The sequence below is a fragment of the Streptomyces monomycini genome (assembly GCF_022271435.1).
GTDB lineage: Bacteria > Actinomycetota > Actinomycetes > Streptomycetales > Streptomycetaceae > Streptomyces > Streptomyces monomycini.
In genome coordinates, this window is sequence record NZ_JAFIQY010000017.1 from 61,727 (window position 1) to 74,962 (window position 13,236).

The window sequence follows — 13,236 nt, forward strand, 5'->3', positions numbered from 1 at the left end:
AGGGAATTTTTTCCGGCCGCGCGTGCGGCGCGGCCGTCGTCCGACCGGGGGAGCACTCATGGCGAAACGTGCCGGGAACGCGGGGCCGGCCGGCGAGGCCGGACACCGTGCCGGAAAAGGCGCCGGTGCGGTGGCGAGCGTGTTCAAGCAGCACAGCGCCCTGCTGATGGCGGGCGTGCTCCTGGGGCTGCTGGGGGTGGCCGCCTCGCTCACCCAGCCCTGGGCCATCGGAGAACTGATCGCGGCGGCGGGTTCGGGTGACCCGCTCGGCCTGCCCATCGGCCGGCTCGTCGGCCTTTTCTGCGCGGGCGCGCTTTTCTCCTCGCTCCAGTCCTATGTGATCGGGCGGGCCGGGGAGAATATCGTCCACAGTGTCCGCCGGCTGGTGACGGAACGGCTGCTGCGGGCCGACCTCGCCGCATTCGGAAAACATCCGCAGGGCGACATCCTGACCCGCGCGGTCACCGACACCTCGCTGGTGAAGATCGCCCTTTCGCAGAGCCTTGCGCAGCTGATCACCAGTGGCGCCACCGTGACCGGCGGCGTCGTCCTGATGTTCGTCATCGACCCGTGGCTGATGCTCATCACCATGAGCTGCCTCGGGGCCGCCGCCGTCGTCTCCCTGGTGCTCGCCCGCAAGCTGCGCAAGGCGGCCCTGCAGAACCGCGACGACACCGGAGAGTTCGGCAGCGACATCCAGCGCGTACTCTCCGCGCTGCCCACGGTCAAGGCGTCCCGCGCCGAGTCCCGCGAGACCGCCCGTATCGGCGGGCTGGCCGGGAAGGCGCGGCGCTCGGGCATCCGGGTCAACGCCTACAACGCCCTGCTGGTCCCGTCGATGAACGTCGGCACGCAGGGCGCGCTCGCCGTCGTCGTGGGCGTCGGCATGACGTGGGTGGCGCGCGGCGAGATGGACATGGCCGTCCTGACCACGTTCATCATGTACCTGTTCCAGCTGGTGTCGCCGCTGGTGATGTTCTTCATGGCGGTGGGCCAGTTCGTGCAGGGCCGGGCCGCCATCCAGCGGGTCGACGAGCTGGTCGCGCTGCCCCAGGAGGGCGGCGGGACGGCGGCCGTCGGGGGAGCCAGTGGTACGGCGGGCGCGAGGCGCCCGGCGTCCGGCGCGTGGCCGGGGCAGGACCCGCCGGCGGTCGAGTTCCGCGACGTACGGTTCGCCTACCGGCGCGGCCGGCAGGAGGACCGGACGCAGGTGCTCCACGGCGTCTCCTTCAGCGTGCCGGCGCGTGGGCTGACGGCGGTGGTCGGGCCCTCGGGTGCGGGCAAGTCCACCCTGTTCCAGCTGATCGAACGTTTCTACCCGCCGGACGGCGGCCGCATCCTGCTCGGTGGTCAGCCGGTCGAAACGCTGCCGCTCGACACCGTCCGGGGCCTGGTCGGCTACGTCCAGCAGGACAGCGCGGCCATGCGCGGCACCGTGCGGGAGAACCTGACGTACGCCAATCCGCACGCCGGCGAGGACGCCGTCCGGGAGGCGGTGGAGATGGCCGGCCTCGGCTCCGTGGTCGCCGGCCTCCCGCAGGGCCTGGACACCGAACTCGGCGACCAGGGCAGCGGACTGTCCGGCGGTCAGCGCCAGCGGCTGTGCATCGCCCGCACGCTGCTGCAGAAGCCCGCGGTCATGTTGCTGGACGAAGCCACCTCCCACCTGGACTCGGACTCCGAACGCGACTTCCGCGACGTGCTGCGCCGGGTCTCCCGGCAGTGCGCGGTCGTCGCCATCGCCCACCGGATATCCACGGTGATCGACGCCGAGCAGATCGTGGTGCTGGAGGGGGGCAGCGTCCGGGCCACCGGCGCCCATCAGGAGCTGATGGAGCGCGACGGGCTCTACCGCAGGCTGGCGGGCTCGCAACTGCACGCGGGGCCCGGCCTGGCCGGCGCGGCGGGCCTCGTCGGCACGGCGGGTCTCGTCGGCGCGGCGGCCGGTCCGGCGCGCGGGGAACCGGAGACGGCGGCGCACTTCATGACGGCCGGCGGGCCCCCGGCGGGCCGTCCCGGCGGACCTCCGGTGCCCCGGCCCGGTGAGCAGACGATGCGGCTCCAGCCCGTCCGGGGCGGCGAGCAGACGATGCGGCTGCGGCCCGTCAGCAGTGAGGAGCAGCGATGAGCACCAAGAACAGCCCCGACGTCGCCATCGTGGGCACCGGCCCCAACGGCCTCGCGGCCGGAGTGGTCCTGGCCCGCGCGGGCCTGCGCGTGGAGCTGTACGAGGCGGCCGAGTCGATCGGGGGAGGGCTGCGCACCGCCTCCCTCTTCGACAGCGATGTCGTGCACGACATCTGCTCGGCCGTCCACCCCATGGCCGCCGCTTCGCCGTTCTTCCGCGCGTTCGACCTGGCGGGCCGAGGGGTCGAACTCCTGCAACCGGAGATCAGTTACGCCCATCCGCTGGAGGGGGGCCGCGCTGCCCTGGCGCACCGGTCGCTGGCCGAGACCTGCGAGCACCTGGGGCCCGACGGCCCTCGCTGGCGGCGGCTGCTGGGGCCGCTGCTGGAGCACAGCGAAGCGGTCGTCGACCTGATTCTCTCCGGGCAGCGCAGTCTGCCTCGGGATCCTGCGGCCGCGCTGCTGCTGGCGAGCCGGGTGGCCTTGCACGGCAGCGCGCTGGGCGCGGCCCGCTTCCAGGGCGAGGAGGCACCTGCGCTGCTCACCGGTGTCGCCGCGCACGCAGTCGGCAAGCTGCCGAGTCTCGCGTCCGGCGCGGTGGCCATGCTGCTCGGTCACTTGGCGCACGGGACGGGGTGGCCGCTGCCGCGCGGCGGCAGTGGCCGGATAGCGGAGGCGATGGCCGAGGACATCGTCGGGCACGGTGGCGTCTTCCACACCGGGCACTCCGTACGGGACCTGGCGGAACTGCGCGGCGCGCGAGCGGTACTGCTCGACACCAGCCCCAAGGGCTTTCTGGCCCTCGCAGGCAACCGGCTGCCGCGCGCTTACGCCCGCTCCCTGGAACGCTTCCGTTACGGCCCGGGCGCCGCCAAGGTCGACTTCCTGGTCTCCGAGCCGATCCCCTGGTCCGAACCGGCCGTGGGCCGCGCCGGAACGGTGCATCTGGGCGGCACCCACACCGAGATGGTCCGGCAGGAGACGGCGAACGCCCGTGGAGTACGCACCCAGAACCCCTTCGTCCTGGTCGTGGACCCGGCGGTGGCCGACCCGGGGCGCGCGCTGCCCGGCAAGCGCCCGGTGTGGGCGTACGCGCACGTACCGAACGGCGATCCCACCGACCCCTTCGACCGCGTCTGCGCGCAGATCGAGCGCTACGCCCCCGGCTTCCGGGACACGGTCCTCGCACACCGCTCCGTGCCCGCCGCCGCGTACGAGGACTACAACCCCAACTACGTCGGCGGGGACATCGGCTCCGGCGCGATGACGCTCTACCAGAGCATCGCGCGGCCCGCCCCGCGCCTCGACCCGTACCGCACACCGCTGCCGGGCGTCTTCCTGTGCTCCTCGGCCACCCCTCCGGGGCCCAGCGTGCACGGCATGTCCGGCTGTCTGGCCGCGCTCTCCGCGCTCCGGCACCGCTTCGGCACGCGTGAGGTGCCCGGCCTGGCGCCCGGGCCGGTGAATTTCTCCTGTTCGTCGGGCCTTTTCGGTTCTGTGCCCGTATAACGGGATTTTCTGTCACTGAAATGGCGCGGTATCGGCAAAGCGTTGCCCGTCGTCACGCCATGTCGTTTATGCAGTCCATACCTTGAGACATTGGCCTCAGAAGTCACCTGCCTGCAAGAAGGGTTTAATGCACTCCTAAACGGCGCGCATGTCCGTTTGATACGGTGACGAATGAAGCGCTGTCCCCCCACACATGCGCCGTTGCGGCGTTACTGCTGGACGTAAGGCTCTGCCGGTCCGACTGCCGAGCAGTTGACCGCGGTTTCCCTGCGGTCGGCCTGGCTGACGTATTTCCGTCGCGTCCCGTTCCGGCGCCCCTGCGTCACGACGCTCCCATCGGCATGACAGTGGGGACATAGAGAAGGGGAAAACGGGTGGAAAACGGGGTTGAGGACATCGGCTACGGCCGGCAGTTCGAGGGGTGGTACGACCGGCTGCTCCCGGACGAGCGGCTCACGGCCGAAGCGGTGGCCGGGCTGCTGGCCCGCCACCCCGCGCCGGAGGCGGGGACCATCGAATTCGGCGTCGGTACGGGACGGATAGCCATCCCGCTCGCGCAGCGGACCGGCCAGGTGACCGGCGTGGACTCCTCGCCGGAAATGCTGGACGCGCTGCGCGTCAAACTGAAGGACCTGAAGGACGGCGGCACCGTCACCCCGGTGCACGGGGACATCCGCACCTACACCTCGGACTCCCGGTACGGGCTGGTGTACTGCGTCTGCGCGACCCTGTCGGTCCTGACCACGCCGGAGGACCAGCGGCGGGCGGTGGGGCGAGCGGCCGACCTCCTGGTCCCCGGCGGCCGGCTGCTGATCGAGACGCACAACAAGCCGCCGGTCCTGGCGCTGCACGAGGGGCTGACCCGCACCACCTACTTCGTCCCGTACCCGGAGCCGGGTACGGGTGTGCAGACCCACTCCACCCTGCTCGCCGGCGGCCTGTGGCACTGCTCGCACATCCTGTACCAGGCCGACGGCACCACCAGGGTGGGCAGCGAACTCACCCGCCTGACCACGCCGGACGAGGTCGACGGCTACGCCCGCGCGGCCGGGCTGGAGCCCGAGGCCCGTATGTCGCGCTGGGACGGCACCCCCTACAGCGACCGCGCCCCGCTGTTCATCTGCAGCTACGTCAAGCCCTGACAGCAGCAGACACACCGAGACGCGGATGACAGAAGGGGGATCGACGTGGGACGTCCGCCGATATTGCCGACGGATCAGAAGTTCGCTCTGGTACTCAGGGTGCTCACCGGTGAACTGACCGCGGCGGAGGCCGCGCGCAACGCCGGGGTGTCCGAGCAGTCCGTATCCAATTGGCGTCGCCAGTTTATTGAGGGAGCCCGGGCCGGCCTTGCCGGTGAAGGCGGCAGGGACACCGAGGACGCCTCCCGGGTGGCTGAGCTGACTCAAGAAAATGCCACGCTCAAAGCCACGATCGGCGAGCTGTACATAGAACTCCGTAAGTACGGCAGGAGTATGGCCGGCCGCGCCCCGGTACGCGGTGGCAGGACCGCCCGGTCCCAAGATTCAAGTAACCCGTTATTTTATCCCGGCGCTGCGTGCTAGCTTTCCGGGCATCAGTCGCTTCGAATCACGGGGGAGGGAATGTGGCGTCTTTGGAGCGCCAGTTTGGCGTAGGTATGGCCGGACTGGCCGGCGCGAGTCTGCTGACCGGCGCGGTAATGCGGTGCAAAGGCAGACGAGAACGTGCGCGTCGCTACATGCTGCATGAAAGGCCCGACGGCAGCCTCGTAGAGGTCGACGTCCGTATTCCTCCGCAGGCCCGGCGCGTCGTACTGCTCGACAACGGGCTGGGGACGCCCCACGAATACTGGGACTGGGTCTGCGAAGCGCTTCCCCCGGACATGGGGTACGTGAAGTTCAACCGCCCCGGATACGGGCTCAGCTCATCGGCCGCCGGTTACGGCCTGGAGCAGCACTTCACGCTGCTTCAGGAACTGCGCGAAACCTTCACCGGCGACCTTCCGATGGTGCTCGCCGGTCACTCCCTCGGCGGATATCTCGTCGCCGCCTACGCGTCGCGCCACCCCGGCGCGGCGCGGGGCGTGACCTCGGTGGTCATGGTCGACGCCACCGATGTGGCGCATCTGCGCAGCTCCCGGCGTTCCGAGGTCGACCGCTGGTCCCGGCAGTCGATGCTCATGGAGCGGGCGTACGCCATGGCGGGGGTGGCGGCCTTCCGGCCCGCCCTGAACAAGTTCGAGACCTACCGCCAGGAGATCAACCGCAGCTCCCGGGCGTTCCTGGCGGAGCCCCGGACCTGGGCCCTGGCCCACCGGGACTACCGGGACGCGATGACCTACCCGGAACTCACCTCGCTGGACCTGCCGCTGACCGTGGTCACGGCGGAGAACAACCACGGTGACAACGACGCGCACCGCGTGGTCCAGGCCAGGATGACCACCCTTTCCGAGCGGTCCCGGCACCGCTTCGTCGAGGGCTCCGACCACGAGACGATCCTCTCCGTCCAGGTCTTCGCCGAGCAGGTGGCGGAGGCGATCGCCGACGAGCCGCCGGCCGGGCGGGCCGACGGGGAGAGCGGGCGGGCCACCGGTGACCGGCCGGCCGAGGAGAACGGCGGTACGGGAGAGGAGCTGACGTCGGCATGAACGTGACCACGGAACGCGTGAAGACGGCCGCCGTCACGGCTTCGCTCGCCGCCTGGCTCGTCGCGACGGCCGCGGCACAGCTGCCCGAGACACGCTTCGACAACATCCTGTGGTGCGGGAAGCTGCGCATCCCGACGCCGAACTGGCGTTTCTTCGGGCCGAATCCCGGAGTCAAGGACTGCCACCTGCTCTACCGGGACATCGCGGACGGCGAGCCGGGGGAGTGGCAGGAGATCCCGGTCACCCGCGACCGACCCTGGTACGCCCTGGCCTGGAACGCCCGTAACCGGTCCCCCAAGGCCCTGTTCGACGCGATCCAGGGCATCCGGGCCCGTGCGGCGGCCGCCGGCTCGGAGCTGGCGCCCGTGGTGTGGTCGCCCGGCTACCGGCTGCTCTCCGGTTACATCCAGCACCACCTGCCGCACACCGACGGTGCGTCGCACAGTCAGTTCCTGCTGATGCACTCGTATCTCACCGCTCCGGAACACCGGCAGATCGAGCCGTTCTTCGTGTCCGAGGAAATCTCACTGCCCACAGCGGAAGCACCGGATCCGGAAACCTTTCCGCTGGCCGCCTAGAAGAGGGGCTCGGGGGTCCTCTCGGCTGGAAGCCGCGAACTCACTCGGCCGTACCAGGGCCGCGTGAGTCCGTGCCCTCCCGCCGAACGGCTGGAGTTGCTCATCGTGAGAATCCGAGAGAGAGAAGAAAACATGTCCATCCTGGCTGACTTCGCCAACGCCGAGCTCGCCGACGTGAAGCCGGGCCGTATCGGCGCCGACTCCACCCCGACCATGGTCACCCCGCTCGCCACCATCGCCACCCCGGAGGCCACCCCGGTCGGTTTCGCGGCGACCTCGGCGACCGCTGTGGCCCTCGACAAGGTCACCCACAACGTCGGTTGACGGAACCCGGCAGGGGCACGGTGGGCACCTGCGCCCACCGTGCCCCTGCCCCGTGTCGGCCGCCGTAGTCATGTTCGATCCACAGGGAGCACCCACTCATGTTTCTCAGCGCTCCGCCCGAGGTCACGGCTCGCCGAGTGGCTTCGCTGGGCACGCTGGTCTCCGCACTGGAAATGCTGAGCCAGCACCGTAAGTTCGAGGACGGCGAGCTGCTGAGCGGTCAGCTGGGGAGCATGCGCCCCCAGCTGGCCAAACGTTTCCCCCGGCTGACCCGCGCCCTCAGCTCCAAGAAGGCCGCGGTCGCCCTGTACGGCGTCCAGGCGGGTGCTTCCGCCGCCACGCTGGTCTGGGGCCACAAGCGCGGCGTCCGCGCGGCGGGCAGCGCCGTCCTGGCGGCGACCGGCGCGGCCGGCCGGCTGCACACCCCCTTCGGCGGGGACGGTGCCGACCAGCTGCAACAGGTGATCAACGTCGTGCTGGCCTCGACCGGCACCTTCAAGGACGACGAGAAGGCCCGCGACGTGGCCATGCGCGCCCTCGCCCTGGAGACGACCATCTCCTACGTCGCGTCCGGTGTGGTCAAGCTGGTGTCGCCGCTGTGGCTCAGCGGCGAGGCGTTCAGCGGCGTCATCCGTACGCAGAACTACGGTGACCAGCGCGTCTTCAAGCTCGTGCACAAGTACCCGATGGTGGGCAAGGTCGTGACCTGGGGAACGGTCGCCGCCGAGGTCGGCTTCCCGCTGGTCTTCGTGCTGCCGAAGCCCGCGGCCAAGGCGTGGCTCGGCTCGATGACGCTGTTCCACCTGGGCATCGGGCAGTTCATGGGCCTCAACCGCTTCGTGCTGGCCTTCGGGGCCACGCATCCCGCGCTTCTCTACGTCCTCGCCCAGAGCGACAAGCAGACGGCGCTGCCCGGCCCCGCGAAGGCTCCCGCGGCGCTCACCCCTGCCTCCGAGTAGTCACAGCCGCGGGAACGACGAAGGGCGGCACCCCACCGAAGGGGTGCCGCCCGTCCGCGTACACGCAGAGAACCGCGAGGCTCAGTGGTGGGCGCCGCCCTGCGCCTCCAGGCGCTTGAAGGACGCCTCGATCTCGGCCTCGGCCTCGGCGCGGCCGACCCAGTCCGCGCCCTCGACCGACTTGCCCGGCTCCAGGTCCTTGTAGACCTCGAAGAAGTGCTGGATCTCCAGGCGGTCGAACTCCGACACGTGGTGGATGTCGCGCAGGTGCTCCACCCGCGGGTCGGACGCCGGGACGCACAGCAGCTTGTCGTCGCCGCCGGCCTCGTCGGTCATCCGGAACATGCCGATGGCGCGGCACTTGATCAGGCATCCGGGGAACGTCGGCTCGTCCAGGATGACCAGCGCGTCCAGCGGGTCGCCGTCCTCGCCGAGGGTGTTCTCGACGAAGCCGTAGTCGGCCGGGTAGCTGGTCGAGGTGAAGAGTCGACGGTCCAGGCGGATCCGTCCGGTCTCGTGGTCCACCTCGTACTTGTTCCGCGAACCCTTCGGGATCTCGATGGTGACGTCGAACTCCACGGGTGGCTCCTCCATGATCAACACATACGTCTGGTGATTAAGTGTCCCCCACGCAGGTGTGTGGTGGCGAAAGGGGCTGGTCCTAGGTGCCGGAGACCAGGTCGTGGCAGGTCAGGTGGCAGGCCGCGCAGCGGTTGGCGCAACGTTTCGCCCGTACGGCGACGGGTTCGGCGCGGTCGACGGGTTCCGCCGCCGTGTCCATGACCCGATCGGCGGCCGGTTCGGCGCGTTCGGCCTACCGGTCCGCCACGGATTCCACCCGTACCGCCTGGTGGGCGGCCTCCAAGCAGCAGCGGCAGACCGTACGGCTGACGGCCAGCTCCACCGTCCTGGGCCTGCTGGTGGCGGCCGGAGCGGTGGCGGCGGCCGGTCCGTGGGACGCCGGCCAGCGTACGGCGGAGCGCGCCCGCGCCGCGGCGCCCGGCGGAACGCGTGGCGAGCATCACGTTCCGGACGGTCCCGCCGCCGCGCCGCCCGTCCTGGCCGCGCTCGGCACCCCCGCGCCCCCGCCCGGCACCGAGGGCATGCGGAACGCCCTCGCGCCGCTCCTGAGGGACCCGGCGCTCGGCTCGCTGCGGACCGCCTCCGTCGTGGACGCCGCCACCGGCCGCGAACTCTTCGGCGCCGACTCCGGACGGAACGCCACCCCCGCCTCGACGGTCAAGCTCGCCATCGCCACCGCCGCGCTCTCCGCGCTCGGCCCGGAGCACCGCATCGACACCACCGTCGTCGAGGGCGCGGACGGCGGCCTCGTCCTGGTCGGCGGCGGCGACCCCACCCTCACCGCCCGCGCCCCGGAGCAGGACGCCCAGGACCCGCCCGCCAGCCTCCGCACCCTGGCCGACGACACGGCCCGCGTACTCAAGGAGCGCGGTACCGCCACGATCCGCCTCGGCTACGACACCTCCGCCTACACGGGCCCCACCCTCCACCCCATAAGCCCCAACGAGAACATCGCTCCCGTCACCTCCCTCATGGCGGACGAGGGACGCCTCGACACGTCCCGCTCCGGCCCGGCCCCCCGCGACACCGACCCGGCCGAGGCCGCGGCCCGCACCTTCGCGAAACTGCTCACCGACCGCGGCGTAACGGTCGAGGCCCCACCCACCAGCACCACCGCCCCCGCCAAGGCCCGCCGCCTCGCCACCACCCGCTCCCTGCCGCTCTCCGGCCTCGTCGAGCGGATGCTGACCCACAGCGACAACGACATCGCCGAAGCACTGGCCCGCCAGACGGCCCTGGCCACCGGCGAACCGGCGAGCTTCGAGGGCGCCGGCCGGGCCGTCCGCAAGACCCTGGCCACCCTGAAACTCCCGCTGACCGGCACCGCCTTCGAGGACGGCAGCGGCCTGGACCGCGACGACAAGGTCTCCGCCACCCTCCTCACCCGCCTGCTCACCCTGGCCACGTCCCCCGACCACCCCGAACTGCGCCCGGTCACCACCGGCCTGCCGGTAGCCGGCTTCACCGGCACCCTCAGCGGCCGCTACACCGGCGAAAAGGCGGGCGCCGGCACCGTACGCGCCAAAACCGGCACCCTCACCGGCGTGAACACCCTGGCCGGCACGGTCGTGGACACCGAAGGCCGCCTCCTCCTCTTCGCCTTCATGACCAACAACACCACCGACCCCCAGGCCGCCCAACAGGCCCTGGACCGCATGGCCACAGCAGTGGCCAACTGCGGCTGTCGATAAAACCGACCGACCAGCACCACACCACCCACAACAACCCCCACCAACCCTTCCATCCACCCCCCAACGGAAGGGGGCGGGCCGGAGCGGCCTGCCGCGCAGGCCCGCCCCCGCACCTTGACAGCCCCGCGCAGCGGCCACCGCCCGCCGCAGGCGCAACGGACGCGCACCCGAACGCGAACCGGCACCGGCAGTCCGGAAACCCGCGCCCAAAGGGGCGCCCCGCACCCGAAAGCGAACCGGCACCGGCAGTCCGGAAACCCGCGCCCAAAGGGGCGCCCCGCACCCGAAAGCGAACCGGCACCGACAAACCGGGAAACCGCGCCCAAGGGGCGCAGCGCTACCCCCAGCCGATGCGCCCACGTACCGTGAACCCATGACGAGCATCGGTGGTGTGGAGATGGTCGACTGGAACCTCGCGGTAGCGACCGCGACCCGGTTCGTACGGCCGGGACCAGAAGTGAGCCGGGACGAGGCGCGGGCGATCGTCGCCGAGTTGCGGCGGCACGCGAAGTCCTCCGAGGAGCACGTGCGGGCGTTCACCCGTATGGCGCAGCCGGAGGGGGAGCCGGGCGCGGAGCCGGGCCAGCAGGGGCACGACACCCCGGTGCTGGTCGTGGACCGGGCGGGCTGGATCAAGGCCAACGTGGCCGGCTTCCGTGCGGTGCTCAAGCCGCTGCTCCAGAAGATGGAGGAGCGCCGTTCCTCCGTACCGGGCGGCGCGGTGCTGGGGGCCGTCGGCGGCAAGGTGACCGGCGTGGAGCTGGGGATGCTGCTGTCGTTCCTGGCGTCGCGGGTCCTCGGGCAGTACGAGACGTTCGCGCCCGCGAGCCGGGACCTGCCCGCCGCGGCGCGGGGCGGCCGGCTGCTGCTGGTCGCGCCGAACATCGTGCACGTCGAGCGGGAGCTGGAGGTGGACCCGCACGACTTCCGCATGTGGGTCTGCCTGCACGAGGAGACGCACCGTACGCAGTTCACGGCCGTCCCCTGGCTGCGTGATCACATCGAGGGCGAGATCCAGTCCTTCCTCGGCGAGACGGAGATCGACCCGGGCACGCTGCTGGAGCGGCTGCGGGAGGCCGCCCAGTCGCTGACCGGCGGCCGTCCCGAGGGCGAGGAGGGCGACGAGGGCGGCCGCAGCTTCGTCGACCTGGTGCAGACCCCGGCGCAGCGGGAGATCCTGGCGCGGCTGACCGCGGTGATGTCGCTCCTGGAGGGGCACGCCGACTACGTGATGGACGGCGTCGGCCCGGCCGTGGTGCCGTCGGTCGCGGAGATCCGGGAGAAGTTCCAGAAGCGGCGGGCCAGCGGCGCGGGCCGCCTCGACCAGGCGCTGCGCAAGCTGCTGGGGCTGGACGCGAAGCTGCGGCAGTACCGGGACGGCGAGCGGTTCGTCCGGGCGGTGGTCGACGAGGTCGGCATGGACGGCTTCAACCGGGTGTGGACGTCGCCGAACACGCTGCCGACGAAACAGGAGATCGCCAAACCGGCGGACTGGGTCGCGCGGGTGCACCGGTAGGGGGCGGAGCCCGGCGGTGCGCAGTCGTGAGCCGGGCGCACCGCGAGGCTGGTGAACGCTCCCCTCAATCACTCTTCTGAGGGACCGTGACCGCAGGATAGGCGTGCAATGCTCGGGGAACTGCTCGTCTCTGTCACCATCTAGGCACTCTGTGTGACGAAAAAGCCGTAGACGGCCCGAGGCCCCCCAGCTGACGATTGGAAACGGACATGGGTCCCCATCCAGCGGTCGCCGCGATACGCGTGGCGGTCCGCCGCGTACTTCACGACGTACTGAACCACCACACCTCGCACTCCCCGGCCCCCGCGTCCCCCGCGCAGCAGCCGGTCGCCGCGGGCCCCGCGCGGCCCGCCGGGGCGCCGCTGCCGTCCGGGCCGGCGGACGGCCCTCCCCTGGTGCTCGTCGCGTGCTCCGGCGGCGCCGACTCCATGGCCCTCGCCTCCGCACTGGCCTTCGAGGCGCCCCGCCTGGGCGTACGGGCCGGCGGCATCACCGTCGACCACGGCTTGCAGGACGGCTCCGACGCCCGCGCCGCCGAGGTCGTCCTGCGGCTGCGCTCCCTCGGCCTGGATCCGGTCGACGCGGTGGCCGTCGAGGTGGGCCGCTGCGGCGGGCCCGAGGCCGCCGCCCGGGACGCCCGCTACGCCGCGCTGGACGCCGCCGCCGAGCGGCACGGCGCCGCCGCCGTCCTCCTCGGCCACACCCGTGACGATCAGGCAGAGACGGTCCTGCTGGGGCTCGCCAGGGGCTCCGGCACCCGCTCGCTGTCCGGCATGGCGGCGAAGACCGGCCGCGGCGGCCGCTACCGCCGTCCCTTCCTGGAGGTCGACCGGCAGACCGCCCGCAAGGCGTGTCTGATCCAGTCGCTGCCCGTCTGGGAGGACCCGCACAACTCCGACCCGCTCTACACCCGCTCCCGGCTGCGCCACGAGGGCCTGCCCGCGCTGGAGAAGGCGCTCGGCAAGGGCGTCGTGGAGGCCCTGGCCCGTACGGCGCAGCTGTCCCGGGACGACGCCGACGCCCTGGACTCCTGGGCCGCCGACGCCGAGCGCACGGTCCTCGACGAGCGCGGCACGCTCGACGCCACCGCGCTGTACGCGCTGCCCGCGGCCGTCCGCCGCCGGGTGCTGCGCCGGGCCGCCATCGCGGCGGGCGCTCCGGCCGGTTCGCTCTTCGCCCGCCACCTGGAGGAAGTGGACCGGCTGATCACCGGATGGCGGGGTCAGGGCACGGTCAACCTCCCCGGGCGCGTGGGTGTGCGACGCCAGGGTGGCAGACTGGTGATCCGGCAGGGCTGAGCCGCAGGACACCGAAAGGGCAC

12 protein-coding genes are annotated in these 13,236 nt (G+C 71.7%); 11 read left to right on the plus strand and 1 reads right to left on the minus strand.

What is annotated here, in order from left to right; genetic code table 11:
- Nucleotides 1–58: 58 nt before the first annotated feature.
- From JXZ78_RS20380 to JXZ78_RS20415, 8 genes are all read left to right on the plus strand, one after another.
- The gene (locus JXZ78_RS20380; protein WP_308281052.1) at nucleotides 59–2,128 is read left to right on the plus strand and encodes an ABC transporter ATP-binding protein; all 2,070 of its coding nucleotides are present in this window, start codon (nucleotides 59–61) and stop codon (nucleotides 2,126–2,128) included.
- Nucleotides 2,125–3,636 carry a phytoene desaturase family protein gene (locus JXZ78_RS20385; RefSeq protein WP_050502300.1) on the plus strand — a complete coding sequence of 504 codons (1,512 nt, stop codon included), beginning with the start codon at nucleotides 2,125–2,127 and terminating at the stop codon, nucleotides 3,634–3,636. The genes JXZ78_RS20380 and JXZ78_RS20385 overlap by 4 nt, the downstream gene beginning before the upstream one ends.
- Nucleotides 3,637–4,010: 374 nt before the next feature.
- On the plus strand, nucleotides 4,011–4,778 hold the full coding sequence (locus tag JXZ78_RS20390) for a class I SAM-dependent DNA methyltransferase (RefSeq protein WP_030019231.1): 768 nt from the start codon (nucleotides 4,011–4,013) through the stop codon (nucleotides 4,776–4,778).
- Nucleotides 4,779–4,823: 45 nt separating this feature from the next.
- Nucleotides 4,824–5,201: a transposase gene (locus JXZ78_RS20395; protein WP_078624119.1), complete on the plus strand. Its 378-nt coding sequence runs from the start codon at nucleotides 4,824–4,826 to the stop codon at nucleotides 5,199–5,201.
- 155 nt (nucleotides 5,202–5,356) lie between these two features.
- Complete coding sequence (locus JXZ78_RS20400; protein WP_238783250.1) at nucleotides 5,357–6,265, plus strand: alpha/beta fold hydrolase; 909 nt, start codon at nucleotides 5,357–5,359, stop codon at nucleotides 6,263–6,265.
- Nucleotides 6,262–6,843: a hypothetical protein gene (locus JXZ78_RS20405; RefSeq protein ID WP_238783251.1), complete on the plus strand. Its 582-nt coding sequence runs from the start codon at nucleotides 6,262–6,264 to the stop codon at nucleotides 6,841–6,843. Before JXZ78_RS20400 ends, JXZ78_RS20405 begins: the two co-directional genes overlap by 4 nt.
- Before the next feature lie 132 nt (nucleotides 6,844–6,975).
- Nucleotides 6,976–7,167 (plus strand): linaridin family RiPP, encoded by a 192-nt coding sequence (locus JXZ78_RS20410; protein ID WP_030019228.1) that lies wholly within the window; start codon nucleotides 6,976–6,978, stop codon nucleotides 7,165–7,167.
- 98 nt (nucleotides 7,168–7,265) lie between these two features.
- Complete coding sequence (locus tag JXZ78_RS20415; RefSeq protein ID WP_030019227.1) at nucleotides 7,266–8,126, plus strand: HTTM domain-containing protein; 861 nt, start codon at nucleotides 7,266–7,268, stop codon at nucleotides 8,124–8,126.
- An 81-nt stretch (nucleotides 8,127–8,207) separates the two neighbouring features.
- On the opposite strand, the gene JXZ78_RS20420 is transcribed toward JXZ78_RS20415, so the two are convergent.
- Nucleotides 8,208–8,705, minus strand: a complete 498-nt coding sequence (locus JXZ78_RS20420) for an inorganic diphosphatase (RefSeq protein ID WP_004571927.1) — start codon at nucleotides 8,703–8,705, stop codon at nucleotides 8,208–8,210.
- Nucleotides 8,706–8,905: 200 nt separating this feature from the next.
- Between JXZ78_RS20420 and dacB the strand changes: the two genes are divergently transcribed.
- The 3 genes from dacB to tilS all read left to right on the plus strand — a co-directional run bounded on the left by dacB (nucleotide 8,906) and on the right by tilS (nucleotide 13,213).
- Nucleotides 8,906–10,399: a D-alanyl-D-alanine carboxypeptidase/D-alanyl-D-alanine endopeptidase gene (gene dacB / locus JXZ78_RS20425; RefSeq protein ID WP_238783262.1), complete on the plus strand. Its 1,494-nt coding sequence runs from the start codon at nucleotides 8,906–8,908 to the stop codon at nucleotides 10,397–10,399.
- A 373-nt stretch (nucleotides 10,400–10,772) separates the two neighbouring features.
- A complete protein-coding gene (locus JXZ78_RS20430) occupies nucleotides 10,773–11,915 on the plus strand; it encodes an Rv3626c family coenzyme F420 biosynthesis-associated protein (protein WP_030019225.1) in 1,143 nt (380 codons plus the stop codon).
- Between the two features lie 209 nt (nucleotides 11,916–12,124).
- Nucleotides 12,125–13,213: a tRNA lysidine(34) synthetase TilS gene (tilS, locus tag JXZ78_RS20435; RefSeq protein WP_030019224.1), complete on the plus strand. Its 1,089-nt coding sequence runs from the start codon at nucleotides 12,125–12,127 to the stop codon at nucleotides 13,211–13,213.
- Nucleotides 13,214–13,236: the final 23 nt, after the last annotated feature.

Bases quoted from the DNA above. Each gene is read 5' to 3' on its own strand.
- JXZ78_RS20385 (WP_050502300.1), top strand. From the start codon at position 2,125: ATGAGCACCAAGAACAGCCCCGACGTCGCCATCGTGGGCACCGGCCCC.
- tilS (WP_030019224.1), top strand. From the start codon at position 12,125: ATGGGTCCCCATCCAGCGGTCGCCGCGATACGCGTGGCGGTCCGCCGC.
- JXZ78_RS20415 (WP_030019227.1), top strand. From the start codon at position 7,266: ATGTTTCTCAGCGCTCCGCCCGAGGTCACGGCTCGCCGAGTGGCTTCG.
- dacB (WP_238783262.1), top strand. From the start codon at position 8,906: ATGACCCGATCGGCGGCCGGTTCGGCGCGTTCGGCCTACCGGTCCGCC.
- JXZ78_RS20410 (WP_030019228.1), top strand. From the start codon at position 6,976: ATGTCCATCCTGGCTGACTTCGCCAACGCCGAGCTCGCCGACGTGAAG.
- JXZ78_RS20380 (WP_308281052.1), top strand. From the start codon at position 59: ATGGCGAAACGTGCCGGGAACGCGGGGCCGGCCGGCGAGGCCGGACAC.
- JXZ78_RS20430 (WP_030019225.1), top strand. From the start codon at position 10,773: ATGACGAGCATCGGTGGTGTGGAGATGGTCGACTGGAACCTCGCGGTA.
- JXZ78_RS20405 (WP_238783251.1), top strand. From the start codon at position 6,262: ATGAACGTGACCACGGAACGCGTGAAGACGGCCGCCGTCACGGCTTCG.
- JXZ78_RS20400 (WP_238783250.1), top strand. From the start codon at position 5,357: ATGCTGCATGAAAGGCCCGACGGCAGCCTCGTAGAGGTCGACGTCCGT.